The organism is Streptomyces sp. NPDC093568 (genome assembly GCF_044764945.1).
In the GTDB taxonomy this organism is placed as follows: Bacteria; Actinomycetota; Actinomycetes; order Streptomycetales; family Streptomycetaceae; genus Streptomyces.
The window spans coordinates 502,171-527,432 of record NZ_JBIWJD010000004.1 but is presented as its reverse complement, the minus strand read 5'-3'; the positions used below and the strand labels follow the sequence as shown (position 1 = coordinate 527,432).

The following is a 25,262-nucleotide window of genomic DNA, read 5'->3' as shown; positions in this document are numbered from 1 at the left end:
TTGGACCGTTGGAGGGGGCATGGGCTTCACGATCGGCGGCATTCGGGAGATCCGATCCGGCTCGCGGCGACGCGGCCGCACCTCGGAGTGCACCGCCGTCGCCGAGTTCACCGGGCTCTGGGGCTGGGACGCGGTGCCCGGAGCGCGCGCCGCGGCGGGCACCTGTTCGTGCGGCCGCTCCGACTGCTCCGCGCCCGGCGCACACCCCCTCCACTTCGCGCCCGAGGTCCCGGCCGGGGCCACGCTCGACGAGGTGACCAAGGCGTGGTCGGAGTACCCGGGCGCGTCGGTGATGCTGCCGGTGGGCCGGGCGTTCGACGTGATCGAGGTGGCCGAGCCCGCCGGACGCCGCGCGCTGACCCGGCTCGAACGCATGGGCCTCCCCCTCGGCCCGGTCACCGCCACACCCGACGGCCGCGCGCACTTCTTCGTCGCCCCCGGCGCCGCCGCCGAGCTCCCCGAGCTCCTCTACCGCATGGGCTGGGACGACCCCACCCACCTCGACCTGCGCGGCCTGGGCCCCGGGGCGCACATCACGGCCCCGCCGTCCGACCGTGGCGGCCTGGGCCCGGTGCGCTGGCTGCGGCCCCCGGCGCTGGACACGGCGACGAAGCCGCCGGCGGCGAGGCTGCTGCTGGGCACGCTGGCCTACGTCGCGCACAGGTCGCGCGCATAGACGTACACGGCGAAGCGCCCGCCCCCTGACTGCACCTTGGGAGGCGGGCGCTTCTTGCACCACGTACCGAAGTCGGTAGCCGGTGTCACTCTCCGATAAGGGCGTCAACGAACGCCTCCGGCTCGAACGGCGCCAGGTCGTCGGCGCCCTCGCCCAGCCCGATCAGCTTCACCGGCACACCCAGCTCGCGCTGCACCGCGATGACGATGCCGCCCTTGGCGGTGCCGTCCAGCTTGGTGAGCACGATGCCGGTGATGTCGACGACCTCGGCGAAGACACGGGCCTGCACGAGGCCGTTCTGCCCGGTGGTGGCGTCCAGCACCAGCAGCACCTCGTCCAGCGGCGCGTGCTTCTCGACGACCCGCTTGACCTTGCCGAGCTCGTCCATGAGGCCGGTCTTGGTGTGCAGGCGCCCGGCGGTGTCGATGAGCACCACGTCGGTGCCCATCTCCTTGCCCTCCTTCACCGCGTCGAACGCGACGGAGGCGGGGTCGCCGCCCTCCGGCCCGCGCACGGTGTAGGCGCCGACGCGCTCGCCCCAGGTCTGGAGCTGGTCGGCGGCGGCGGCCCGGAAGGTGTCGGCGGCACCCAGGACCACGCTGCGGCCGTCGGCCACGAGGACGCGGGCGAGCTTGCCGGTGGTGGTGGTCTTGCCGGTGCCGTTGACGCCGACGACCATCACGATGCCGGGCTTGCTGGTCTCGGGCTCGGTCTTGACCACCCGGTCCATGTCGGGGCCGACCAGCTTGAGCAGCTCCTCGCGCAGCAGGCCGCGCAGCTCCTCGGGGGTGCGGGTGCCGAGGACCCGGACGCGCTCGCGCAGTCCGTCCACCAGTTCCTGGGTGGGCTGGACGCCGACATCGGCGGTGAGCAGGGTGTCCTCGATCTCCTCCCAGGTGTCCTCGTCGAGGTGCTCGCGCGACAGGAGCGTGAGCAGCCCCTTGCCGAGGGCGGTCTGCGAGCGGGAGAGCCGGGCGCGCAGGCGGATCAGGCGGCCCGCGGTGGGCTCCGGGACCTCGATCGCGGTCGGCGGGAGCTCCTCGACGACGGGCGGTTCCTCGACGGCGACCCCGGTCGAGCCGTCGGGAAGGTCCACCTCCTCTATGGTCCGGCGCTCTTCGTCGCGCGGTGTCTCGGCCTCGTCGCCGACGTGCGGCTCGGCCGGTGGGGCGGTGATGTCGGGGGCGGCGGGCGGCGGCGGGGGCGGCTGCTTCCTGCGCCGCGTGCCGACGAGGAGCCCGCCGAGCGCGGCGAGCACCACCACGGCGATGACTACAGCAAGGATGACGATGTCCATAACCCGTCCAGTATCAGCCATGGAGTCCCGCGACACCCCTATGGATGTCTGACACACCGTCAGCTAACGTCCACCTCCACACCCGCCCGGTGAAGGGGGACCCCCATGCCCGTCACGGTCGTACGCTTCAACCTCGTCGAGCCCGACGCGACCCCCGCCTCGCTCACCGCCCGCTACCGGGCGGCCCTGGAGATGGCCGCGTACGCCGACGAGCACGGCATCACCACCGTGCAGACCGAGGAGCACCACGGCGCCGACAACAACTGGCTGCCCTCGCCGTTCGCCTTCGCGGCGGCGGTCTTCGGCGCGACACGGCGCCTCGCGGTCACCGTCTCGGCGATCATCGGCCCGCTGCACGACCCGCTGCGGCTCGCCGAGGAGATCGCCGTACTGGATCTGCTGAGCGGCGGCCGGCTGGTGACGGTCGCCGGGATCGGGTACCGGCCCGAGGAGTACGAGATCTTCGACGTGGAGTGGAAGCGGCGCGGGCGCCTCCAGGACGAACTGCTGGAGACGCTGCTGAAGGCGTGGACCGGCGAGGAGTTCGAGTACCGCGGCCGTACGGTACGGATCACCCCGCGCCCGTACACCGACCCGCACCCCCTGCTCCTGGTCGGCGGTTCCTCGAAGGCCGCCGCCCGCCGGGCCGCCCGGCTCGGCCTGCCGTTCTTCCCGAGCGCGCACCTGCCGGAACTGGAGGCGTACTACAAGGAGCGGCTGGTCGAGTACGGCACCGAGGGCTGGACCATGATGCCCGCGGCCGAGACACCGCTGCTGCACATCGCCGAGGACCCCGACCGGGCGTGGGCGCGGTACGGCGGTCACTTCCTGCACGAGGCACGGACGTACGCCTCCTGGCAGTCCGGGGACATCCGCTCGGCGGTGAAGTCGGGGGCCACGACGGTGGAGGAACTGCGCGCCGAGGGCGTCTACCGGATCGTGACGCCGGAGCAGTGCGCGGCGCTGGGGTTCGACAACTACGTGCTGCATCCGCTGTCGGGCGGGATGCCCCTGGAGGAGGGGTGGCGGAGCCTGCGGCTCTTCTGCGAGCGGGTGCTGCCGGCGCTCGACGCCTGACCCGTCGTACACGACACCGCCGCCCCGGCTCGGGCAGTGGCCGAGCCGGGGCGGCGGCGGGATTACGGGGAGAGGGGCAGCGGGGACTTGGCCCTTCTCCCCGAGTCGGGGGCGGTCAGCCCATCTCCTCCAGCTTCTTGCCCTTGGTCTCGGGCACGAACTTGAGGATGAACGGGATGGAGAGGAAGGCGAACACCGCGTACGCGACGTAGGTGAGCGACAGGTTCCAGTCCGCCAGGTCCGGGAAGGTGATCGTGATCAGCCAGTTGGCGATCCACTGGGCCGAGGCGGCCACGCCCAGGGCGGCGGCGCGGATCTTGTTCGGGAAGACCTCGCCGAGCATGACCCAGACGACCACGCCCCAGGACATCGCGAAGAAGAGCACGAAGGCGTTGGCGGCGATCAGCGCGACGTAGCCCTGCGCGGTCGGCAGCGGGTCGTTGCCGTGCTGGAAGGAGAACGCCCAGGCGGCCGCGGCGAGCGAGATGCCCATGCCCACGGAGCCGATGAGGGCGAGCGGCTTGCGGCCGATGCGGTCGACGAAGATCATCGCGATCACGGTGCCGATGATGTTGATGATCGAGGTCTCGAACGAGTAGAAGAACGAGCTCGACGGGTCGACGCCCACCGACTGCCACAGCAGGTTCGAGTAGTAGAAGATGACGTTGATGCCGACCAGCTGCTGGAAGACGGACAGGCCGATACCGATCCAGACGATCGGCAGGAGGCCGAAGCGGCCGCCCAGCAGATCCTTGAACGTCGACTTGTGGTCGCTCTTCATGGCCTGCTCGATCTCGCTGACCCGGCCGTCCAGGTCACCGTCGCCCTCGACGTCGGCGAGGACCTTCTTCGCGTCGGCGATGCGGCCGACGCTGATCAGGTAGCGCGGGGACTCGGGGATGGCGAAGGACAGCAGCCCGTAGATGACGGCGGGCAAAAGCATCACGCCGAGCATCCACTGCCAGGCCTCCAGGCCCGCGATCGTCCCGCGTTCCTCGCCGTCGGCCATGTTCAGGATGGCCCAGTTGACCAGCTGCGACACGGCGATGCCGATGACGATGGCGGCCTGCTGGAAGGAGGCGAGCCTGCCTCGGTAGGCGGGCGGGGCGACTTCGGCGATGTAGGCCGGGCCGATGACCGAGGCCATACCGATGGCGATACCACCGAGGACACGCCAGGCGGCGAGGTCCCAGGCGGCGAACGGCAGTCCGGAACCGACGGCGCTCACGGCGAACAGCACCGCCGCGATCTGCATGACGCGGATGCGGCCGATGCGGTCGGCTATGCGGCCGGCGATCGCGGCGCCGAGGGCGCTGCCGAGCAGGGCGCTGGCGGCGACCGTGCCGGTGACGCCGGAGCTGAGGTCGAAGCGGGCCTGGATGCCGCCGTTGGCGCCGTTGATGACGGAGCTGTCGTAACCGAACAGGAAGCCGCCCATTGCGGCCGCCGCGGTGATGAAGACGACGTGCCCGAGATGTTCGGGATGAGCCGTCCTTGCTCCTGGCGTGGATGCCTGCGCTGTGCTGGTCACGTGTACTCCTCGGGCCCCGGCAACGCTGCCGGGTGGGGGTCAGCCGCTTCAGGCAGTGATACCTGAAGTTAAAAGCAACGTTGGAGACCCTATGCCTTCAAGTTCCGAAGTCAATAGGCCTACTGCTGTGACTTTGGAGACGCAGTTGAGTGGAGAGTGTTCACTTCTTGAAGTGATGGTGAAGAAGTGAAGCCAGGCTCCGTGAGCGACCGGGCCCTAGCGAAGCCGCTGGCTGATGACCTTGGACACGCCGTCGCCCTGCATGGAGACGCCGTACAGCGCGTCGGCGACCTCCATCGTGCGCTTCTGGTGCGTGATCACGATCAGCTGCGAGGCCTCCTGCAGCTCCTGCATGATGCGGATCAGCCGCTGGAGGTTGGTGTCGTCGAGGGCGGCCTCGACCTCGTCCATGACGTAGAACGGGCTCGGCCGGGCCTTGAAGATCGACACGAGCATCGCCACTGCGGTGAGTGAGCGCTCACCACCCGAGAGCAGGCTCAGCCGCTTGACCTTCTTGCCCGGCGGTCGCGCCTCGACGTCGACGCCGGTGGTGAGCATGTTGTCGGGGTCGGTCAGGATGAGCCGCCCCTCACCACCGGGGAAGAGCCGGCTGAAGACGCCCTCGAACTCCCGGGCGGTGTCCCGGTAGGCCTCGGTGAAGACCTGCTCGACGCGCTCGTCGACCTCCTTGACGACCTGGAGGAGGTCGGCCCGGGTCTTCTTCAGGTCCTCCAGCTGCTCGCTGAGGAACTTGTGCCGCTCCTCCAGCGCCGCGAACTCCTCCAGGGCGAGCGGGTTGACCTTGCCGAGCTGCTGGTAGGCGCGCTCGGCCGCCTTGAGCCGCTTCTCCTGCTCCGCCCGCACGAACGGCCTGGGCTGGTTGCGCGGGTGCTCGGGGTCCTCGGGGAGCTGCTCGCCCTCGGCCGCCAGGGAGGGCGGCACGAGCTGGTGGGGGCCGTACTCGGTGACCAGGCCGGCCGGTTCGACGCCCAGTTCCTCCAGGGCCTTGGTCTCCAGCTGCTCGATCCGCATCCGCTTCTCGGCGCCGAGGACCTCGCCCCGGTGGACGGAGTCGGTCAGCTTGTCCAGCTCGGCCTTGAGGTCGCGACCGGCGGTGCGGGCGGCGGTCAGCTCCCGCTCCCGCAAGGCCTTGGCGGCCTCGGCCGCGCCGCGCTCCTCCTGCGCGCGGGCCACGGACACCTCGACGTGCGCGAGCAGCTGCCGGGTGCCGGAGGCGACGGCCTCCGCGACGGCCGCCTCGTGCCGCAGCCGGGCCCGCCGCTGCTCGGCACGCGCGCGTGCCTCGCGCTCCGCTCGGGCCGCGCGGTCGAGGGAGTCGGCGCGCCCGGCGAGGCCCTTGACCCGTTCTTCGTGTGTACGGACCTGAAGGCGAGCCTCCATCTCGGTCTGCCGCGCGTTGGCGCCGTCGGCGGCGAGACGGTCCCGTACCGAGGTGTCGGGCTCCTCCTCGACCGGCATCTCCTCGGCGACGGCCAGGCGTTCGGCGAGTTCCTCGACCTCCGTCAGCGCCTTGTCGAGCGACTCCTGCGCCCGCGCGGCGGCGGCGACGGAACGCTCCGCCTCGCCGGCCGCGCCCCGTGCCTGGCCGGCGAGCCGGCCGAGCTGCTGGGCCACGCCCGACTTCTCCCGGTCCGCCGCCCGACGCCGCTCCCCCACCGCCTCCACGAGCGCGGCGCATTCCTTACGCCGCTCGGTGGCCGCGTGCTGCGCCTCGGTGAGTTCCTCGCACCGCACCGCCAGCTCCTCCAGCTGGGCGGCGGCCTCGTCCACGGAGGCCTGCACTTCCAGGAGGCTCGGTGCCCCGGCGGAACCGCCTTGTGCGAAGTGGGCGCCGAGGAGATCGCCTTCGGCGGTGACGGCGGTGAGGTCGGGGTGGGCGTAGACCAGGTCTTCGGCGTCCTCAAGGGTGCCGACGACGACGATGCCGTTAAGGAGGCGGCGTACGGCGGGCATGAGTTCGGAGGGGCCGCGGACGAAATCCGCCGCGTACGGTGGTCTGGCGTCTGCGGGCTCGTCGTGGCTGGTCGCGCCCTGCGGCGGAGCCGCATATTGATACGGCCCCGCGCCCCCTGGGTCGGCTGCCGTACCGGTGTCTTCCTGTGCCCCCGCCAGCAGCAGCGCCGCCCGGCCGCCGTCCTGCTTGCGCAGCAACCGGATCGCGTCGGCCGCGGCCGACGGCGATGTCACCGCGATCGCGTCCGCCGCCGCCCCGAAGGCGGCCGCGAGGGCCACCTCGTACCCCGGCGTCACCGTCAGCAGCTCCGCCGCCGGACCCAGCAGCCCCGTGAGGCGGTCCTTCGCGCCGAGCAGCGCGCCCGTGCCGTCCTTGCGCCGCAGGCCGAGTGCCAGCGCTTCGTGCCGGGCCTGGGTCGCGGCCCGCTTGCGCTCCGCCGCCGTGGCCGCCTCGCGGGCCGCCGTCAGGGCGGCCTCCGCCTCCGCGAGCTGGGACTTCGCGGCCTCGTGCTGCTCGGCGAGTTCCGCGTCACCGGCGTCCAGGCCGTCGACCTCGGCCTTCAGCGCCTCGTACTCCTCCTGCGCGGTGAAGGCCCGCTCCTGCGCCTCGTCCCGCGCGGAGGCCAGACGCTCTATCTCCGACTGGGCGGCGGCGGCACGCGAACGGGCCGCGTTGACCTGGCCGTTCAGCCGGGCGAGCCCCTCGCGCCGGTCGGCGATGGCGCGGGCGACGTCCTTCAGGCGGCGCTCTTCGAGGGTGAGCTCCCGCTCCAGTTCGGCACGGTGGGCGACCGTGTCCTCCAGGGCCCGCTCGGCCGCCTCCAGGGCCGCTTCCAGCTCGGCCTCCTGCTCACGGATGCGGGCGGCCTCTCGCTCCATGTCCTCGGGGTCGCGGCCCCGGCGCTCCTCCGGCGGCGCGGACGTCGCGCTCTTCACCCGCGCGTCGGCCAGCGAGATCGTGCCGCGCACCCGCTCGGCCAGCTGGGACAGCTCGTACCAGGTCTGCTGGGCCCGCTGCAGGCGCGGCGTGAGCTGCCGTACCTCGTCCTCCAGGAGGGCCTCGCGCTGGAGCGCCTTCCTCAGCTCCTGCTCGGCGGCCTCCTTGCGTTCCTTCAGCGCGGCCTCGTCGGCGACCTCGGTCTGGAGCGCCTCCCGCAGCCGTACGAGGTCGTCGGCGAGGAGGCGCAGGCGGGCGTCGCGCAGGTCGGCCTGGATGACGGCGGCCCTGCGTGCGACGGCGGCCTGGCGGCCGAGGGGCTTGAGCTGTCTTCTGAGCTCGTCGGTCAGGTCCTGCACGCGCGCGAGTTTGGCCTGCATCGCGTCCAGCTTGCGCAGGGCCTTTTCCTTGCGCTTGCGGTGCTTGAGGACGCCCGCGGCCTCCTCGATGAAGGCGCGGCGGCCCATCGGGTCGGCGTGCAGGACGGAGTCGAGCTGGCCCTGGCCGACGATCACGTGCATCTCGCGGCCGATGCCTGAGTCGGACAGCAGTTCCTGGATGTCGAGGAGGCGGCATGTGTCGCCGTTGATCTGGTACTCGCTGCCGCCGTTGCGGAACATGATCCGCGTGATGGTGACCTCGGCGTATTCGATGGGGAGCGCCCCGTCGGAGTTGTCGATGGTCAGCGACACCTCGGCGCGGCCCAGCGGGGGGCGGCCGGTGGTGCCGGCGAAGATGACGTCCTCCATCTTGCCGCCGCGCAGCGACTTGGCACCCTGCTCGCCCATGACCCAGCTGAGCGCGTCCACGACGTTGGACTTGCCCGAGCCGTTCGGACCGACGACGCACGTGATGCCCGGCTCGAACCGGAGCGTGGTCGCCGACGCGAACGACTTGAACCCTCGGAGGGTCAGGGCCTTGAGGTGCACGCCGGTGGACTCTACCTTCCGGGGAAGTGTCACTCCATGAACGCACGGTTTCACCACTGAACGTGCAGGGCACACCAGACGTTAAAGAGGGTGAAAGGATGCGCGGGGCATTAAGTCGGGGGGAAAGAAAGAAGGGACGCCGAAGCGTCCCTTGCAACTTCTGACGGCTGGCATGCCAGACGTCTGACAACTTAGCGGTTGACAACGGGTTGATACGGGCCGCCCAACCACTGCTGATGCTGTCGTGGAGCGATGCAGTGATCAGGTGAGCGCAGGCTCCGCCTGGTGTGCGTCGATGCTCTCCATGATCCTGTCGTGAGAAGCGGCAGCCGTCAGCGCGTCGTTCTCGGCCTGAATCCGTACGAGCTCGGATTCGAGGTCCTGGACGCGCTGCTGGAGCCGTCGCATCTCGGCGAGGAGTCGCGGGTCGGAGCCGCCGACGTAACCGAGAAGCGCCTTTGCCATGATGGATGGTCCTCCACACTGAGTGACCGACCGAAGCGGTGTGGGTCGTGAGGGATTCGCACCCGCGTCTGCTTGGCAGGCCTGGAGTTGTACTGCCGTTCAGCCACGCCAAACAGCGAAGGTGCGCGGGGCTTTCAGCGTCTCACCAAAAAGTTTGACGGTCAACACGATCACGCCCCGTATTGGCGGGCAAACCCGGGGGCACACGGCCGAAAGCGGCGGTGCGGCGACTCCTGCGGGCCCCTGGAGGCGTGGCGATCATCCTTCAGTGCGGAGCCTGCCACCGCGAGCCGTTCTTGGCAACCACCTGCTCATTTCTGCTCGGGGCAGTTGCCGGTGGCAGGTCCGTCCGGTTGTGCCTGGGCCGCTTTACAGAACCGGCTCAGCGGATGGCGAAGCCGTCGTAACCCCCGCGGGGTGTGTCCCAGATCTCGGTGACGCCGTCCACCCGCCCGGGCGTGTCGTCGCCCTGGAGCCAATCCAGGAGTCCCTCACAGCCCCTTCGCGGGCCCTCCGCGACGACCTGGACCCGGCCGTCGGCCAAATTGAGAGCAAAACCACTCAGGTCGCCGATCTCGAGGGCCTTGGCCCGCGTGAACCAGCGAAAACCCACACCTTGGACGCTTCCACGCACCCAGGCGACCAGCCGCACATCCTCGCTCATGACTGCAACCTAACGGGCCAATGTCTCTCCGGGCACTTCCTCCTCTGGCGCCATGCGGTACCGTCCCCACCCAATGAATCTCATATGAAACTCACCTGATCGTGTGAGTTCAGTGAGGACGTTGAGACCGCAGGACGAGGAAGGCCAGGACATGGGACGCCACCGACGCTCCGCCGCCGGACGCGCCGCCACGGGCCGCGCCACGGGGGTCACACATACGGACGGCTCCTATACGGAGGGCCACGACCCACGGGACTCGTACGCGAGTGACCGACCCAGGGGCATCGCGCCCTATCTGAACCCGGAGGCGTACGCCGAGGCCTACGCGAGGAGTGACGCCTACCTCTTCGCCACGGAGGACGGCTACGGCCGCATCACCGACACCACGACCTTCCCGGACGAGGGGACGGCCTTCCGCAGCGAGGGCTTCACCCCCGACTCCGGCGCCCGGCGCCCCGGCACGCACCGCCGTCGCAAGAAGAAGGCCGCGGCACCGGTGAAGACCGGGCTGCTCGGCGTCTCCGCCGCGGTGGCCCTCGGCACGGTCGCGGTCGCCACGGGCGTGGTGCCCGGCATCGACAACTACCAGCTCGGTGGCGGCAGCGGCAGCGACCGGGTCCAGGCCGCCGACTCTCCGACCAACACCCCCGCCGAGCAGGGCGGCACCTCCGGCAGCGCCGACCGGGACGACGCGACCAGCCGCGACGCCCAGCGGCCCAGCTCGCCGGCCCCGTCGACGTCCTCGGCCGCGCCCACGAAGGCCCCGTCGAAGAAGCCGTCGGCGACGCCGAGCGAGAAGCCGAAGGAGACTCCTTCGCGCAAGGCCACGAAGGCCCCGGCTCCGCAGAAGACCAAGGAGCCGGAGAAGGAGCAGACCAGCGCCCCGGTGCAGGTCTCCGCGGAGGCCGCCGCCGCGGCCGAGGTGCTGCGGCTCGTGAACGAGGAGCGCGCGCAGGTCGGCTGCAGCGCGGTCGCCGCGAACAGCTCGCTCACCGATCTGGCCCAGGCCTTCAGCGAGGACATGGCCAAGCGGGGCTTCTTCGACCACACCGACCCCACCGGCGCCTCCCCGTGGGACCGCGCCGCGAAGGTGGGCATCACCGACCTCGGCGGCGAGAACATAGCCCGCGGCCAGGCCGACGCCGCCGCCGTGATGGAGGCCTGGATGAACAGCCCGGGTCACAAGGCCAACATCCTGAACTGCGACTTCACGACCCTGGGGGTCGGCGTGCACTTCGGTGCGGGTGGGCCGTGGTGGACACAGGACTTCGGCTACTGAGACAACCGCAGGTCGGAGACCTGGGAACCCTTCTGCGCCGCCTCGGGGCCGTCATCCGCGGATCCGTCGTCCCCAAAGACGCGATCCACGGCGGCCCTGGGGCCGACACGTGGGCGAAGATCCCGCGCCGGTACCCCGCCGACAGCCGGGGGCTCGGACGCCGGGATGGACGGGGCGACGTATGCGAGTGCTCGCCGCCTCGGCTCTGAAAATCACTGTCCGATCGTCGGAACGCAGTGATAGAGACTCCACGTGACGACGACACTTACGTTCCCCGCTCTGTTGCGACTGATCGACGAACGGTCGAGCGCCTTCCGCGCCGCGGTCGCCTCCGCGCCCAGCCTCGACGTACAGGTGCCGACCTGCCCCGAGTGGACGCTGTTCGATCTGGCGGAGCACATCGGCGAGGGGCGCCGCGCCTGGGCCGCCACCGTCGCCGCAGGGCCCGCTCCGGCCAAGTCCGAAGCGGAGGGCGCCCCGGAGGCGCCTCGGGAGCGCGAGGCCCTGCCGGCATGGTTGGCGGAGTCCACGGAGCAGTTGCTGGACGCACTGCGGAAGGCCGGCCCGGATCGCGGTTGCTGGACGTGGTGGGGTGCCTCCCAGTCGCCGCAGACCTGTGGCGCCGTCGCCCGGCACCAGCTCCAGCAGATGGCGGTGCACACCTACGATGCCCAGGTCACTGTGGGTGCCCCGGAGCCGCTGCCGGATGAGGTGGCACTCGACGGTGTCGAGGAGTTCCTGTTCACCTGCGTCGCGACGCCGAGTGCCTGGCCGCACAAGCCCACCGCCTTCGACTTCCACGCCACCGAGGGCCGCTCCTGGCGCCTTACGGTCGACGCCGACGGCGCACGCTCCACCCGTATCCCCGCGCCCGGCACGACGTCTGTCACCGCTGCCGACGAGGGCCCGAACGCGCCTGGCGTCTCCGTTCGCGGCACGGCCAGTGAGCTGGTTCTCTTCGTGTACGACCGGATCCCGGCGGACTCCCTGCAGCTCGAGGGAGACGCAGGTTTGTTCGACCTGCTCCGCGCGTGGGAGCCGGAGGAGTAGGACGGGTGCGGGGTTCGGCACCCCTTCCCCGTTGCCGCCCTGCAAGACCTCCGGCGGAGCCCCTCGTCGCTTCGGCGCTTACGCGGCGAGCGCGGTGCGCCCCCGGGCGAACACCTTCGCCGTCTCGGCCACCCGGCGCCCCAGGTGCTCGGCCGTCGCCACGTCGGACTTGTGGACGGCCTCCGGGCCCTGGTCGACGTTGGTCTGGGCGGCGGCGCCGGTGAAGACGCCGAGGCGGTTGAGGTCGTTCTCGGAGCCGGCGCTGTGGTTCCAGCCGGGCAGCAGGCCGAGGTTGATCCAGTGCATGCCGAGCTGGGCGGCCAGGATCTGGAAGAACTGCAGGGTGTGCAGCTTGTCGCCGCTCTTGGAGGCCGAGTTGGTGAAGCCGGCGGCCAGCTTGTCCGTCCACGCCTGGTCGGCCCAGCGCTTGGAGGTGGCCTCCGCGAAGACGTGGAAGGCGCCGGACGCGGTGCCCATGTAGGTCGGCGAGCCGAAGACGATGGCGTCCGAGGCGTCGAGGATCGCCCACTGCTCCTCGGTGATCTCGTCCACCTTGATCAGGTGTACCTCGGCGCCGGCGTCCAGGGCACCGGTGCGGACGGCCTCGGCGATGACGGCGGTGTGGCCGTAGCCGGAGTGGTAGGCGATGGAGACGACAGGGGTGGTCACGTGGGTACTCCTGAAATAGGCAGTTCACTGGCGATGAGGAAAGGAAAGCACTAACCAGAAGTTAGTGCAACCTGCCGGTTAGCGCTGCGCTCGAGTACGCTTCAGATATGGACACCACGCAGGAGCGCACGGAGGCGCAGGACCTCCCGTACAACGTGTTCGCCAAGGCCTGCCCCTCGCGCGGCACGCTGGAGCACGTCACGGGCCGCTGGGGCGGGCTCACGCTCAGCGCCCTGTACGAGGGCTCGCTGCGCTTCAACGAGCTGCGCCGCCGGGTCGACGGCGTCAGCGAGAAGATGCTGTCCCAGACGCTGCACGCCTTGGAGCGGGACGGCCTGGTGCACCGCGACGCCCAGCCGACCAACCCGCCGCGGGTGGACTACGAACTGACGCCACTGGGACGCGGGGTCGCCGAGCGGCTGCTGAGCCTCATCCACTTCGTGGAGGGGCAGATGGACGACGTGCTCGACGCACGCCGGCGTTACGACGACACGCGCGGCGGCCTCTGACACTTCGGGCAGAAGTAGCTGGACCGGTTCATCCAGGGCCGTCGGCGCATCGGCGTACCGCACCGCTTGCACGGCAGTCCTTCACGGCCGTAGGCGTCCAGTGATCGGTCGAAGTAGCCCGACTCCCCGTTGACGTTGACGTAGAGGCTGTCGAAGCTCGTGCCGCCGACCGCGAGGGCGGCGTTCATCACGTCCCTGACGTGGCCCAGGAGTTCGAGGCTGCGCGGGCGGGTGAAGGTGGCGGTCGGGCGGTCGTAGTGGAGGCGGGTGCGCCAAAGGGCCTCGTCCGCGTAGATGTTGCCGACGCCGCTGATCAACGACTGGTCGAGCAGGGCTCGTTTGACGGTCGTGCGCTTGCGCCGCAGGGCCTGGTGGAACGCCTCGTCGTCGAAGAGCGCGTCCAGCGGATCGCGCGCGATGTGCGCGATGACGTCGGGCAGGCCGTCGGGGGTGTTGTCGTGCAACGACAGTCCGCCGAAGGTGCGTTGGTCGACGAAGCGGAGCTCCGTGCCGAGCTCGTCGGCGAACCGGACGCGGATGCGCAGATGCTTCTCGGCGGGCGCCTCGTGCGGCTGCACCAGCAGCTGCCCGCTCATGCCGAGGTGGGCCAGGACCGACTGGTTCGTGTCCTCCAGGGGCAGCCATAGATACTTGCCGCGACGGCTCGGGACACCGATGCGATGGCCCTTGAGCCGGTGCGCGAAGTCGTCGGCACCGGCGATGTGCCGACGCACGGCACGCGGGTGCATGACCTCGGCGTCGGCGACGGTGCGATGGGCGACCCACCGCTCCAGACCGCGGCGGACGACCTCGACCTCGGGCAACTCGGGCATGGGATCCCCCGTACGCACCTTGCGGGTATGGACCGAGCGCCCGCCCCAGGGCCGGGACGGGCGCTCGGATCGCGCTGTTCGGTCAGGCGGAGGCCGACGACGCGTCCGCGTCGGGCTCGGCGGTGTCGGCCGCCGACTTGCGGGCGCGCTCGTCCGCGGCGGCCTTGATGGACCGCCACGCGGACTCAGCTGCCTGCTGCTCCGCCTCCTTCTTGCTGCGGCCGGTGCCGGTGCCGTACGAGACGCCTCCGACGCGGGCGGCAGCAGTGAAGGTCTTCTCGTGGTCGGGGCCGGTCTCCGTGACCAGGTACTCGGGCACACCGAGCCCCTCGATCGCGGTGAGCTCCTGGAGACTGGTCTTCCAGTCCAGGCCGGCTCCGAGGTTCGAGGACTTCTCGATCAGGGGGTCGAACAGGCGGTGCACGAGCTCCGCCGCCGATTCCAGGCCCTGGTCGAGATAGACCGCGCCGATCACCGCTTCGAGGGTGTCGGCGAGGATGGACGCCTTGTCCCGGCCGCCCGTGCCCTCTTCACCGCGGCCGAGCCGGATGAAGGAGCCCAGGTCGAGCCCGCGGCCGACCTCCGCCAGCGCACGCGAGTTGACCACCGCGGCCCGCAGCTTGGCCAGTTGGCCTTCGGGCAGGTCGGGGTGGGTTCGGTACAGCGTGTCCGTGACGACGAGACCGAGCACGGAGTCCCCGAGGAACTCCAGCCGCTCGTTCGTCGGCAGACCGCCGTTCTCGTACGCGTAGGAACGGTGGGTCAGCGCACGCACCAGAAGGGCGGACTCGAGCTTGTACCCGAGCCGCCCTTCCAACAGCGTGTGGGACGAGGCTGTGTTGTCCGCAGCGTTCTTCCTGGGCGTGGACACAGTGCCTCTCACCAGCCGCTCAGACCTCGAGGACCTGGCGCTTGTTGTAGGTGCCGCAAGACGGGCACGCGATGTGCTGCTGCTTGGGCTCGTGGCAGCGCTCGCACGCAACCAGGGTGGGGACCGCAGCCTTCCACTGCGACCGGCGGTGGCGCGTGTTGCTGCGCGACATCTTCCGCTTCGGAACAGCCACGGCTACTTCTCCTGCTTCTCGTCGACGCCCGCTTCCGCTTCGGCGCCGCTCATCTCGTCCTTCTCGCCGTCTCCGAGTGAACCGGCGAGTCCCTGCAGTGCCGCCCAACGGATGTCGACGGCGTCATGGTGGTGGTCCGGGTCGTCCGCGAGGCGTGCGCCGCACTCGGCGCACAGTCCCGGGCAGTCTTCCTGGCACACCGGCTGCATCGGCAGTGCGAGCACCACCGCATCACGCAGCACGGGTTCGAGGTCGAACAGGCCGTCCTCGAGAAAGAGCCTGTCCTCGTCGTCCTCGGCGTCGTCGCCGGGTTCCGCGTGGTGAACGCGGCCCCGGTCGTCGGCGTCAGGGTACGAGAACATCTCCTGGAATTCCGCTTCGACGTCGAGCTGAAGCGGCTCCAGACACCTTACGCACTCCCCCTCGGCCTGTGCACGGGCGGTGCCTGTGACAAGCACCCCTTCCATGACCGACTCGAGCCGGAGTTCGAGCTCCACCGGGGCGCCTTCCGGCACTCCGACGACCCCCTGGATACCGAAGTCCTTGGGAGCGTCGATCTCGCGGGTCAGGCGCTGCAGCGCACCGGGCCGCCGACCCAGCTCGTGTGTGTCGAACACGAGAGGGTTGCGGTGGTCGAGGCGGGCTGTCACGCCATTCCTGCTTTCGATCTGCTGAGCTCAGAGGGTCACTGCCCAGTGGTGCCTGCGGGCAGCGTTGATCGCGGACGTACGCGCGACCGAAGAGCCAGGATACTGGACCTTTCGCTCACGGCCCAATCCGCAGGTCTCCTACTGGCCGCGACCCTGCTCGTACGCCCTCAGCTGCTCCGGAGTGATCATGCTGGTGTCGAAGAGGCTGGTCTCGTCGAGGGCGTACGACTGGTGGGTCGCCTGCTGAGGCTGCTGGGGCTGCTGAGGCTGCTGGTCGTAGCCGGTCTGCTGGTCGTAGCCCTGATAGGCGTACGGGTCGGCCTGCTGGTAGCCGTACGGGTCCGCCTGCTGGGCGTAGGCCTGCTGCTGCGGGTAGCCCCCGTAGGTGTCCTGCTGCTGGTAGCCGTACGCCGGCTGCGGGTCGTACTGCGGCTGTGCCGGTACGGCCGGCGCCGGCTCGGCGGGAGCCGCCGGGGCCTCCTGCTCCGCGAGCGCGGCGAGGTCGGCGAGGTAGTCGGCGTCGCTGGAGTGCCGGACGGTGCTGGTGTCGTCGGCGAGGGCGCCTAGGTCGTCGGTGGCGATCCGGCCGTGCAGCTTCTGCCGGCCGCGGCCGACGGCCTCCAGGGTCTTGGCGAGGACCGCCTCGAAGGCGCCGAGCTTGACGTCGACGTACTGGTCGGCGCTGTGGCGCAGGGTCTCCGGGTCGTGGCTGCGCTCGGGGGCGTCCTCGTCCTCGTAGCCGTTCTCGTCCAGGCCCGGGCCGGTGCCGAGGAGCTTCTCGCGGCCGCGGCCGACGGAGCCGAGGGTCTTGGTGAGGACGACCTCGAAGTTGGCGAGCTTGGAGTCGACATAGTCGTCGGCCTCCGCGCGGATCTCCTCGGCCTCCTGGCGGGCCTCGGTGACGATCCGTTCCGCCTCGGCCTGGGAGCGGCGGGCGACCTCCGTGTCGGAGATCAGCGAGCCGCGCTCGGCGTGGGCGCCCTGGATGATCCGCTCGGCCTCCTGACGGGCCTGCTCCACCATCTGCTCGCGGCCGCCGATCAGCTCCTGGGCCTGCGCGAGGGAGCCGGGCAGGGCCTCACGGAGCTCCTCGAGCATCGAGAGCAGTTCGGCGCGGTTGACCACGCACGAGGCCGACATCGGCATCGAACGGGCACCTGAGACCGACGCGACGATCTCGTCGAGCTTCTTCTGTACGTCCACCGTGTGCTCGCCACTCTCTACAGCTGTGATGGAGACGGACGGGACGACTGTAGCCCCCCGTTCAGCCCTGGCGCAGACGCTTGTTGAGGGCCTCCAGCACCAGCGGCGGCACCAGGTGGGAGACGTCGCCTCCCCAGGTGGCGACCTCCTTCACCAGCGAGGAGGAAAGGAAGCTGTAGGTGGGGTTGGTCGGCACGAAGAGCGTCTCCACGCCCGACAGGCCGTTGTTCATCTGCGCCATCTGCAGCTCGTAGTCGAAGTCGCTGACGGCGCGCAGGCCCTTGACGATGGCCGGGATGTCGCGCTGCTTGCAGAAGTCGACGAGGAGGCCGTGGAAGGCCTCGACGCGGACGTTGCCGTACTCGGCCGTGACCTCACGGATCAGGTCGAGTCGCTCGTCGACCTCGAACAGGCCCTTCTTGGCCTTGTTGATCATGACGGCGACGTAGACCTCGTCGTACAGCCTGGAAGCGCGGGAAATGATGTCGAGGTGTCCGTTGGTGATCGGGTCGAACGACCCGGGACAGACGGCGCGGCGCACTTGTGATCCCTCGCTCTCCGGTCCGGTCATCGTGCGTCTTCGCACGTAGAGGCGTTGTCGCCGATGGCGGCGGCGCGACCGTACCAAAACGTTCCCTCGCCGTAGCGACGGGCCCGGATCGCTTCGAAGCCGTCCGGCCATCGGAACTCGCCGCCTCTGGTGCTGCGCTCCACGGTGACGAGGGCTTCCGGCGCGAGCCAGCCCCCTGAGCGGAGTGTGAGCAGAATCTCGCGAAGATCGTGATCTGTGACTCTGTAGGGCGGGTCGAGGAAGACGAGGTCGTACGGCTCGGCCGGTGCCGGAGTCTGGATGATCTGTTCGGCTTTGCCCGCCCTTACCTCGGCGCCTGGGAGGCCGAGGTTCTTGACGTTCTCGCGGACGATGCGGGCCGCTCGCGCGTCGGCTTCGACGAGGAGGGTGTGGCCGGCGCCTCGGGAGAGGGCCTCCAGGCCGACGGCGCCCGAGCCCGCGTACAGGTCGAGGACGCGTTCGCCCTCCAGGGGGCCGCCGAGGAGGGACTGCCAGGTGGAGAAGAGACCTTCGCGTGCGCGGTCTGATGTGGGGCGGGTGCCGGTGCCTGGCGGCACGGCGAGGCGACGTCCGCCGGCTGCGCCGGCGATCACGCGGGTCATCTTGGGTCCTTGGTTGTGGGCGGCTTTGGGTTCAGTGTGGCTGGTCGCGCCCCCGCGGCGGTAGCCGCATATGGATTACAGCCCCGCGCCCCTCAGGTGAGTCCGCATCACCCCTTTTCCAAGTACTGCTCCCTGTCCTCGTCCAGGAGGGCGTCCAGGGCTGTACGCAAGCCGGGGAGGTGCCGCAGCTCCGGATCCGCCGCCACCAGTCCCGCCGCCTCCTCCCTCGCCTCCGCGATGATCTCCTCGTCCTCGATCACCGCCAGGACCCTCAGGCTGGACCTCGCGCCCGACTGCGCCTGGCCCAGGACATCGCCCTCGCGGCGCTGCTCGAGGTCGATGCGGGAGAGCTCGAAGCCGTCGAGCGTGGAGGCGACCGCGGTGAGGCGCTGGCGGGCCGCGCTGGCCTCCGGCATCTCGGTGACCAGGAGGCAGAGGCCGGCCGCCGAGCCACGGCCGACGCGGCCGCGCAGCTGGTGGAGCTGGGAGACGCCGAAGCGGTCGGCGTCCATGATCACCATGGCGGTGGCGTTGGGGACGTTCACGCCGACCTCGATGACGGTCGTGGCGACCAGGACGTCGGTGTCCCCCGCGGCGAAGCGGCGCATGACCGCGTCCTTGTCGTCGGGGTGCATCCGGCCGTGCAGCACCTCGACGCGCAGGCCTTGGAGGGGGCCCTTGACCAGCTGGTCGGCCACGTCGAGGACGGCGAGCGGCGGGCGCTTCTCCGCCTCGTCCTCCGGGGACTTCGTCTTGCCGGCCTTCTTCGGGTCGTCCTCCTCGTCGCCGATGCGGGGGCAGACGACGTACGCCTGATGGCCATTGCCGACCTCCTCGCGCACCCGCTCCCAGGCGCGGGCCAGGAAGTGGGGCTTGTCGGCGGCCGGGACGACATGGGAGGCGATGGGCGAGCGGCCGGCGGGGAGCTGGTCGAGGACCGAGGTCTCCAGGTCGCCGAAGACGGTCATCGCGACCGTGCGCGGGATGGGGGTGGCCGTCATGACGAGGAGGTGGGGCGGCTGCTTGCCCTTGCCGCGCAGGGCGTCGCGCTGCTCCACGCCGAAGCGGTGCTGTTCGTCGACGACGACCAGGCCGAGGTCGTGGAACTGCACCTTGTCCTCGATCAGGGCGTGCGTGCCGATCACGATCCCGGCCTCGCCGGTGACGAGGTCGAGCAGCGCCTGGCGGCGGCCGGCGGCGCCCATGGATCCGGTCAGCAGCACGATGTTGGTGGCGTGCTCGGAGCCGCCGAGCATGCCGCCCTCGGCCAGCTCGCCCATCATCTCCACGATCGAGCGGTGATGCTGCTGGGCCAGCACCTCGGTGGGCGCCAGCATGGCGGCCTGACCGCCGGCGTCCACGACGGCGAGCATGGCGCGCAGCGCCACCATCGTCTTTCCGCTGCCGACTTCCCCCTGCAGCAGCCGGTGCATCGGATGCTCGGTCGCCAGGTCGTCGAAGATCTCCTTGGAGACCTTCTGCTGGCCCTCGGTGAGGGTGAACGGCAGGCGCGCGTCGAAGGCGGTCAGCAGGCCGTCGGGGGCGGGCCTGCGCGCCGCCGCGGGCAGTTGGGCGTCGGCGAAGCGGCGGCGGGCGAGGGCCACCTGGAGGACGAAGGCCTCGTCCCACTTGAGGCGGGAGCGGGCGTCGTCGATGTCGGCCTTGGTGTGCGGGCGGTGGATCTTGAGGAGGGCTTCGGGGAGGGTGACCAGGCCGCGGCCCGCGCGGAGGTTGTCCGGGAGGGGGTCGACGGCTTCCTGGGCGCTGGGCAGGACCGTCTGGATCGCCTTGCCGATCTTCCAGGACTCCAGCTTGGCGGTGGCGGGGTAGATGGGGATCAGGGCGCCCGCCCAGGTCTCGACCGTCTCCGCCGCCTCGTCGTCGGCACCGCGCAGCAACTCGTACGCCGGATGTGCCAGTTGCAGACGGCGGTTGAAGACGGAGACCTTGCCCGCGAACATCGCGCGTGTGCCCGGCAGGAGCTCCTTGTGGGGCTTGTGAACGCCGTTGCCGAAGAAGACCAGTTGGAGGCGGCCGCTGCCGTCCGTGATCGTGACCTCGAGGCGCTGGCCCTTGCCGCGCGGGGCCTTGCTGGAGGCGAAGGTGTGCAGGCGGGCGTCGGCGACCATGGCGACCACCGTGACGTGCTCGTCCATGGGGAGGTCGGCGAGATGGGTGAGCTGGCCGCGCTCCTCGTATCTGCGGGGGTAGTGGTGCAGAAGGTCGCCGACGGTGTGCAGGCCGAGGTGCTCGGCCATCACCTTCGCGGTGGGAGGGCCGAGCACTTTTTTCAGTGGTTCTTCCAGTGCGGGCACGAGATCCATTCCACACCACGGCACTGACAATGCCGTAGAGGTCGCGGCCCCCGTCCTGGTAAACGTCCCGGAAACCCCTGGTCAGGCGGTTCGTTTGGGCCCTAGGATGGCGCGCTCCGGCCATCCTTTCGCGGTCACCGCCTCACCGGGGCCGCCCGACCCCGCGCCGTCGACAGTCCCCCCACCGGCGTTGTGACGATGGACTCCCAGACCTCACAGTCATCCCAGGCACCTCAGCCATCCCAGCCACCTCATACGTTCCAGGTCGACCTGCGCGGTCTGGTGGACCTGCTCTCCCACCATCTCTACTCCAGTCCGAAGGTCTACCTGCGCGAGCTGCTGCAGAACGCCGTCGACGCCATCACCGCCAGACGCGCCGAGGAGCCGGGCGCGCCGGCCAAGGTGCGGCTGTACGCCGAGTCGGGCGCGCTGCGGGTCGAGGACTCCGGGGTCGGGCTGACCGAGGCGGACGTGCACAACCTCCTCGCGACCATCGGGCGCAGCTCCAAGCGTGCCGAGGGGCTGCAGGAGGCCCGCTCCGACTTCCTGGGGCAGTTCGGCATCGGTCTGCTGGCCTGTTTCGTGGTCGCCGAGCGGATCCGGGTGGTCAGCCGCAGCGCCCGGACCCCGGACGCGGCGCCGGTGGAGTGGACGGCGGCGGACGACGGTTCGTACACCGTGCGGACGCTGCCGGCCGACGCCCGGCCCGAACCGGGCACGACCGTGCACCTGGTGGCGCGGGCGGGGGCCGCCGAGTGGCTGGCCGAGGACCGGGTGCTGGCGCTGGCGCGGGACTTCGGCTCGCTGCTGCCGTACGACGTCCGGGTCGGCGGCGAGGCGGTCACCGATCTGCCGGCGCCCTGGGACCGGCCGTATCCCTCCCCCGCCAACCGCAGGGTCGCCCTGGCCCGGCACTGTCACGACCTGTTCGGCTTCACCCCGCTGGACTCGATCGAGCTGAACGTGCCGCTCGCCGGGATGCGCGGGGTGGCGTACGTGCTTCCCTCGGCGGTCAGCCCGGCCCAGCGGGCCGGTCATCGCGTCCACCTCAAGGGCATGCTGCTGACCGAGCGGGCCGAACAGCTCCTGCCCGACTGGGCGTTCTTCGTGCGGTGCGTGCTCGACACGGACAGCCTGCGGCCGACGGCGTCGCGGGAGGCGCTGTACGAGGACGAGACGCTCGCGGCCGTGCGGGAGGCGCTCGGCGAAAGGATTCGGTCCTGGCTGACGGGGCTCGCGGCGGGTGATCCGCAGCGGCTGGCGGCGTTCCTGTCCGTGCACCACCTGGGCGTCAGGTCCCTGGCGCGGCACGACAAGGAGATGCTGCGCACGATGTTGCCGTGGCTGCCCTTCGAGACGACCGACGGGCGGCTGTCCCTGGAGGAGTTCGCGCAGCGGCACCCGGTGGTGCACTTCACGCGGACGGTCGAGGAGTACCGCCAGGTCGCGCCGATCGCGTCGGCGCAGGGCGTCGGGGTGATCAACGGCGGCTACACGTACGACAGCGAGCTGGTCGAGGCGCTTCCGTCGGTGCGGCCGGGGACGGTCGTCGCCGAGCTGGACGCGGACACCGTGACCGCACACCTGGACGCGGTCGACCCGGCCGAGGAGCTGGCCCTGTCGGGCTTCCTGGCGGCCGCGCGGGCGAAGCTCGACCCGCTGGGCTGCGACGTCGTCCTGCGCGCCTTCCATCCGCTGTCGGTGCCCGCGCTGCACCTGGACGACCGGGCGGCCCGGCACGAGCAGGCGCGTGCGGAGGCCGAGGAGCAGGCCGACGACCTGTGGGCGGGCATCCTGGGCTCGCTGCGCGGCAGCGCGCCACGCGCGCGTCTGGTGCTGAACCACCTCAACCCGCTGATCCGCCGCATCAGTTCGCTGGGCGATCCGGAGCTGATCGGCACCGCCACCGAGTCCCTCTACGGGCAGGCCCTGCTGATGGCGCAGCGCCCGCTCAGGCCCGCCGACTCGGCACTGCTGAACCGGGCCTTCATCGGCCTGCTCGAATGGGCCACGAACGGCGAGGGAGGCCGCTGATGAGTGAGATCACCGACTTCGACTCGCTGCGCCGGGCCATGGCGGAGAACGGCGAGGAGCCGGAGGGCCCGGCCCGCAACGCGCGCGCGGAGCAGCTGCTCGCCGAGGCCGAGAAGCTGAACATCCCGCTCGCCGTGATCGAGGCGCTCGGACACCAGCTGAAGGTCTACAACTACAGCTCCGAGAAGGACAAGATGTTCGTCCCCTTCGCGCGTCTGCTGCGCATGTGGGACGAGCGGCCCGAGGACTTCGACGAGTACGAGACGCATTCGCTGCACTGGGTCTTCAAGTGGATGTCGTCCGGCATGCTCGACCAGCCGCACGTCCCGCTGGCCTCGATCGAGAAGTGGCTCGGCGAGATGGAGCACCGCTACCGGCTCGCCGGGCACTCCGAACGGGCCGTGCGCAGCGCGGAGTTCAGCGTGGCCGCGCATGTCGGGGACGTGGCGCGGGCCGAGCGGGCGTACGGAGCGTGGCTGGCCGCCGACCGCGACAGCATGGCCGACTGCCACGCGTGCGAGCTGCACGGGCAGGGGTGGTGGCAGGCCGAGCTGGGCCAGGACGCCGAGGCGGTCCGGCTGTGGGGGCCCGTCCTGGAGGGCGAGTTCACCTGCGCCCACGAGCCGCACACGGTCCTCGCGTCCTCCCTGGTGCCGCTGCTGCGGCTGGGCCGGCTCGACGAGGCCCGCGCGCACCATCTGCGGGGCTTCAGGCTCGTACGAACCATGGAGAGCATGCGCGGCGCGTACGCGGACCACGTGGAGTTCTGCGCGCTGACCGGCAACGAGGCGCGCGGCCTCGAGCTGCTCGCGGAGCGGCCGGCGTACTTCACGGACGACGGGCATCCGCGCAGCAAGCTGGAGTTCATGACGGTGGTGGCCCTGCTCATGGACCGTCTGAGCGCGCTCGGGCTCGGCGATCAGCGGGTGCCCGGTCCCGCGGGCCGCACCTGGACCGCCCGCGAACTCGCCGCGCACGCGCGCGAGGAGGCCCTCGCCCTGGCCGCGCGCTTCGACGAGCGCAACGGCACGACACACCTCAGCGAGCGGGCACGCGCGCGTATGGCACAGCTGCCCCTGGTGGAGCGGCTGCCGCTGGGGGTGCGTACGGCGGCTCGGCCGGCGGCCCCGGCGATGCCCGCGCCGGCCGCGGTGAACGGGTCCGAGGACACACCGCCCGACCTGCCCGCCCTGATCGCCGAGGCGCGGCGGCTGTCGGACACGCTCCAGCCCAACGCCGTCGAGGCGTGGGCCGCCGTCTCCCGGGCCGCCCGGGGCGTCGAACTGGACGCCCTCGACCGCGCGGAGATCGCCGACCACCGGGCGATGGATCTGGGCCCCGAGGGCGTCCCCCTGTTCGAGGAGGCCGCGGAGCTGTACGCGGAGGCGGGCGACCCCGGGGAGGCGCTGGCGGCACGCGCGCGTGGAGCGTACGTGCGGGCGCTCACGGGCGAGGTCTCCGAGGCCCTCGCGGCGATCGACGGGCTGTACGACCGGGTGCTCACGCTGTACGCCGAGGACGGTACGGGCGTACGTCAGACGGCGGCCGTGCTCATGAGCCGGGCGCGGATCCTGATGCGGCGGGTGCACGAGGCGGAGGGCGAGGTGCCGCGGTCCCTCGCGGCCGACGCCGGGACCGCCGCCCGTGAGGTGCTGGCGCTGGTCGACGGACGGGCCGGGGACGACGTACGGCTGGCCTCGCGGGCCGCGGAGGCGCAGGCGATGCTCGCGGAGCTGGCGGCGCTCGCCGGGGACGTGGCGGGGGCGGCTGGGCTCTTCGCGCGGGCCTCGGCGGCGTTCGTCGGGGCGGGGCTGCCGTGGTTCGCGGTGGAGTACGAGGCACGGCTGGCCGGGCTCGCGCACCACCTCGGCGACATCGCGGAGGCCGAGCGGGCGCTGCGGGCGGCCCTGGAGCACGGCGGACCGCATCTGGAGGCCACGGGACGCGCTCAGCTGCACCTTCAGCTGGCCGAGGTGGTCGGCGGGCGCGGGCAGTTGGAGGAGGCCGCCGAGCACGCCCTCCAGGCGGCGCACTGGGCCGACGAGGCGGGCGAGAGCCGCACGCTGGGCGCCTGGGCGCGGCACCAGCTCGGCGGGTTCCTGCTGCGGCAGGGGCGGTTCGCCGAGTCCGCCGAGGTGCTGGAGTCGGCGCTGCCCGACCTGAGCGCCGAGACGCACGGCGACGGGGCGGTCGTCCAGACGCAGTGGTGGCTCGGCGACTGCCTGAGCGAGCTCGGCGAGCACCGGGCGTCGGCCGAGCGCCGGCTGCAGGCCGCCGAGATCGCCCGGCACTGGCCCGAGCAGCACGACCACGCCACCCTCGCCCACCTGGCCGCCGAGTCGCTGTCCCACGCGGGCCTGCACGCGGAGGCGGACCAGGCGTACGCGCGCGCGGGCGCGCTGTGGCGTTCGCTGGGCAACGCGCACGGCCTCGTCCGCTCGCTGCGCGCCCGCGCGTGGCTGGCGTTGCGGAAGGACGAGGGGGCCGGGCCGGCTTCCGAGCTGATGGCGAGCGCGGTCGGGGAGTGCCGGGCGGCGCTGGAGGCCGCCGACGACGCGGAGGCCCGCGAGCGGCTCACGGTCGAGCTCGCGCACACCCACCGGCAGTTCGGCGACCTCCTCGCCCGGTCCGCCACCGAGGACGCCGAGGACGAGTCGATCCGCACCGCGCTGGAGGACGCCCTGTCCCAGGTGACCGAGGCGATCACGGTGTTCGCCGCCCTGGGCGAGGACGCCCTGCACGACCGCACCGGCGCCGAACTCGCCGCGGGCTGGCTGGAGGCGGACCTGAGCCGTCCGTCCGACGCGGCCGCACGCGCGCGTGCCGTACTGGCGGCCTACGCCGGTGCCGCCGAGGACGACGAGGCGGCGCGGGAGCGGCGGGGCGAGGCGGAGCAGATGCTCGAGGTCGTGGAGGAGCGGACGCCGTAGAGG

At 71.2% G+C, this 25,262-nt stretch carries 21 protein-coding genes; 7 read left to right on the top strand and 14 right to left on the bottom strand.

All coding sequences use genetic code 11. From position 1 onward, the window contains the following. Window positions 1-19: 19 nt before the first annotated feature. On the top strand, window positions 20-676 hold the full coding sequence (locus ACIRD7_RS19795) for a bifunctional DNA primase/polymerase (protein ID WP_403454747.1): 657 nt from the start codon (window positions 20-22) through the stop codon (window positions 674-676). An 85-nt stretch (window positions 677-761) separates the two neighbouring features. Here the strand turns inward: ACIRD7_RS19795 and ftsY are convergent, their stop codons facing one another. Next, the gene (gene ftsY / locus ACIRD7_RS19790) at window positions 762-1,973 is read right to left on the bottom strand and encodes a signal recognition particle-docking protein FtsY (protein WP_403454744.1); all 1,212 of its coding nucleotides are present in this window, start codon (window positions 1,971-1,973) and stop codon (window positions 762-764) included. Window positions 1,974-2,078: 105 nt separating this feature from the next. Between ftsY and ACIRD7_RS19785 the strand changes: the two genes are divergently transcribed. After that, complete coding sequence (locus ACIRD7_RS19785) at window positions 2,079-3,050, top strand: LLM class flavin-dependent oxidoreductase (protein ID WP_403454742.1); 972 nt, start codon at window positions 2,079-2,081, stop codon at window positions 3,048-3,050. Window positions 3,051-3,165: 115 nt separating this feature from the next. Here the strand turns inward: ACIRD7_RS19785 and ACIRD7_RS19780 are convergent, their stop codons facing one another. From ACIRD7_RS19780 to ACIRD7_RS19765, 4 genes are all read right to left on the bottom strand, one after another. Further along, the gene (locus ACIRD7_RS19780) at window positions 3,166-4,581 is read right to left on the bottom strand and encodes a sugar porter family MFS transporter (protein WP_403454740.1); all 1,416 of its coding nucleotides are present in this window, start codon (window positions 4,579-4,581) and stop codon (window positions 3,166-3,168) included. A gap of 216 nt (window positions 4,582-4,797) precedes the next feature. Beyond that, a complete protein-coding gene (smc, locus tag ACIRD7_RS19775; RefSeq protein WP_403454737.1) occupies window positions 4,798-8,421 on the bottom strand; it encodes a chromosome segregation protein SMC in 3,624 nt (1,207 codons plus the stop codon). Window positions 8,422-8,682: 261 nt separating this feature from the next. Continuing rightward, the gene (locus ACIRD7_RS19770; RefSeq protein ID WP_058922942.1) at window positions 8,683-8,886 is read right to left on the bottom strand and encodes a hypothetical protein; all 204 of its coding nucleotides are present in this window, start codon (window positions 8,884-8,886) and stop codon (window positions 8,683-8,685) included. A gap of 382 nt (window positions 8,887-9,268) precedes the next feature. Next, a complete protein-coding gene (locus ACIRD7_RS19765; RefSeq protein WP_403454734.1) occupies window positions 9,269-9,550 on the bottom strand; it encodes an acylphosphatase in 282 nt (93 codons plus the stop codon). A 151-nt stretch (window positions 9,551-9,701) separates the two neighbouring features. On the opposite strand from ACIRD7_RS19765, the gene ACIRD7_RS19760 reads away from it, so the two are divergent. Both ACIRD7_RS19760 and ACIRD7_RS19755 read left to right on the top strand, forming a co-directional pair. Next, window positions 9,702-10,829: a CAP domain-containing protein gene (locus tag ACIRD7_RS19760; protein WP_403454731.1), complete on the top strand. Its 1,128-nt coding sequence runs from the start codon at window positions 9,702-9,704 to the stop codon at window positions 10,827-10,829. A 252-nt stretch (window positions 10,830-11,081) separates the two neighbouring features. After that, window positions 11,082-11,879, top strand: a complete 798-nt coding sequence (locus ACIRD7_RS19755; RefSeq protein WP_403454728.1) for a maleylpyruvate isomerase family mycothiol-dependent enzyme — start codon at window positions 11,082-11,084, stop codon at window positions 11,877-11,879. A 78-nt stretch (window positions 11,880-11,957) separates the two neighbouring features. On the opposite strand, the gene ACIRD7_RS19750 is transcribed toward ACIRD7_RS19755, so the two are convergent. Continuing rightward, window positions 11,958-12,548, bottom strand: coding sequence for a flavodoxin family protein (locus tag ACIRD7_RS19750; protein WP_403454726.1), 591 nt, complete (start codon window positions 12,546-12,548; stop codon window positions 11,958-11,960). Window positions 12,549-12,655: 107 nt separating this feature from the next. On the opposite strand from ACIRD7_RS19750, the gene ACIRD7_RS19745 reads away from it, so the two are divergent. Further along, complete coding sequence (locus ACIRD7_RS19745; RefSeq protein ID WP_403454723.1) at window positions 12,656-13,057, top strand: winged helix-turn-helix transcriptional regulator; 402 nt, start codon at window positions 12,656-12,658, stop codon at window positions 13,055-13,057. Here the strand turns inward: ACIRD7_RS19745 and mutM are convergent. From mutM to recG, 8 genes are all read right to left on the bottom strand, one after another. Next, window positions 13,030-13,890: a bifunctional DNA-formamidopyrimidine glycosylase/DNA-(apurinic or apyrimidinic site) lyase gene (gene mutM, locus ACIRD7_RS19740; RefSeq protein WP_403454720.1), complete on the bottom strand. Its 861-nt coding sequence runs from the start codon at window positions 13,888-13,890 to the stop codon at window positions 13,030-13,032. The genes ACIRD7_RS19745 and mutM overlap by 28 nt on opposite strands. Before the next feature lie 82 nt (window positions 13,891-13,972). After that, window positions 13,973-14,761: a ribonuclease III gene (gene rnc / locus ACIRD7_RS19735; protein ID WP_403454718.1), complete on the bottom strand. Its 789-nt coding sequence runs from the start codon at window positions 14,759-14,761 to the stop codon at window positions 13,973-13,975. Between the two features lie 19 nt (window positions 14,762-14,780). Next, a complete protein-coding gene (rpmF, locus tag ACIRD7_RS19730; protein WP_003951102.1) occupies window positions 14,781-14,954 on the bottom strand; it encodes a 50S ribosomal protein L32 in 174 nt (57 codons plus the stop codon). Between the two features lie 2 nt (window positions 14,955-14,956). Next, a complete protein-coding gene (locus tag ACIRD7_RS19725; RefSeq protein WP_403454715.1) occupies window positions 14,957-15,604 on the bottom strand; it encodes a YceD family protein in 648 nt (215 codons plus the stop codon). Window positions 15,605-15,742: 138 nt separating this feature from the next. Further along, the gene (locus ACIRD7_RS19720; protein ID WP_403454714.1) at window positions 15,743-16,807 is read right to left on the bottom strand and encodes an ATP synthase F0 subunit B; all 1,065 of its coding nucleotides are present in this window, start codon (window positions 16,805-16,807) and stop codon (window positions 15,743-15,745) included. 61 nt (window positions 16,808-16,868) lie between these two features. Then, window positions 16,869-17,348: a pantetheine-phosphate adenylyltransferase gene (gene coaD, locus ACIRD7_RS19715; RefSeq protein WP_403454712.1), complete on the bottom strand. Its 480-nt coding sequence runs from the start codon at window positions 17,346-17,348 to the stop codon at window positions 16,869-16,871. Between the two features lie 26 nt (window positions 17,349-17,374). After that, window positions 17,375-17,980 carry a 16S rRNA (guanine(966)-N(2))-methyltransferase RsmD gene (gene rsmD, locus ACIRD7_RS19710; RefSeq protein ID WP_403454710.1) on the bottom strand — a complete coding sequence of 202 codons (606 nt, stop codon included), beginning with the start codon at window positions 17,978-17,980 and terminating at the stop codon, window positions 17,375-17,377. Window positions 17,981-18,087: 107 nt separating this feature from the next. Next, window positions 18,088-20,304 (bottom strand): ATP-dependent DNA helicase RecG, encoded by a 2,217-nt coding sequence (gene recG / locus ACIRD7_RS19705; protein WP_403454708.1) that lies wholly within the window; start codon window positions 20,302-20,304, stop codon window positions 18,088-18,090. 189 nt (window positions 20,305-20,493) lie between these two features. Here recG and ACIRD7_RS19700 point away from each other — a divergent pair, with 189 nt between their 5' ends. Further along, entirely contained in the window at window positions 20,494-22,329 is a 1,836-nt protein-coding gene (locus ACIRD7_RS19700; protein WP_403454705.1) for an HSP90 family protein, read from the top strand. Beyond that, complete coding sequence (locus tag ACIRD7_RS19695) at window positions 22,329-25,259, top strand: tetratricopeptide repeat protein (protein ID WP_403454702.1); 2,931 nt, start codon at window positions 22,329-22,331, stop codon at window positions 25,257-25,259. Before ACIRD7_RS19700 ends, ACIRD7_RS19695 begins: the two co-directional genes overlap by 1 nt. Window positions 25,260-25,262: the final 3 nt, after the last annotated feature.

Excerpts from the sequence above, each read along its gene's own strand:
- ACIRD7_RS19795 (WP_403454747.1), top strand. The coding sequence starts at position 20 with ATGGGCTTCACGATCGGCGGCATTCGGGAGATCCGATCCGGCTCGCGG.
- ftsY (WP_403454744.1), bottom strand. The coding sequence starts at position 1,973 with ATGGACATCGTCATCCTTGCTGTAGTCATCGCCGTGGTGGTGCTCGCC.
- ACIRD7_RS19785 (WP_403454742.1), top strand. The coding sequence starts at position 2,079 with ATGCCCGTCACGGTCGTACGCTTCAACCTCGTCGAGCCCGACGCGACC.
- ACIRD7_RS19770 (WP_058922942.1), bottom strand. The coding sequence starts at position 8,886 with ATGGCAAAGGCGCTTCTCGGTTACGTCGGCGGCTCCGACCCGCGACTC.
- ACIRD7_RS19765 (WP_403454734.1), bottom strand. The coding sequence starts at position 9,550 with ATGAGCGAGGATGTGCGGCTGGTCGCCTGGGTGCGTGGAAGCGTCCAA.
- ACIRD7_RS19760 (WP_403454731.1), top strand. The coding sequence starts at position 9,702 with ATGGGACGCCACCGACGCTCCGCCGCCGGACGCGCCGCCACGGGCCGC.
- ACIRD7_RS19745 (WP_403454723.1), top strand. The coding sequence starts at position 12,656 with ATGGACACCACGCAGGAGCGCACGGAGGCGCAGGACCTCCCGTACAAC.
- mutM (WP_403454720.1), bottom strand. The coding sequence starts at position 13,890 with ATGCCCGAGTTGCCCGAGGTCGAGGTCGTCCGCCGCGGTCTGGAGCGG.
- rsmD (WP_403454710.1), bottom strand. The coding sequence starts at position 17,980 with ATGACCCGCGTGATCGCCGGCGCAGCCGGCGGACGTCGCCTCGCCGTG.
- recG (WP_403454708.1), bottom strand. The coding sequence starts at position 20,304 with ATGGATCTCGTGCCCGCACTGGAAGAACCACTGAAAAAAGTGCTCGGC.
- ACIRD7_RS19700 (WP_403454705.1), top strand. The coding sequence starts at position 20,494 with ATGGACTCCCAGACCTCACAGTCATCCCAGGCACCTCAGCCATCCCAG.
- ACIRD7_RS19695 (WP_403454702.1), top strand. The coding sequence starts at position 22,329 with ATGAGTGAGATCACCGACTTCGACTCGCTGCGCCGGGCCATGGCGGAG.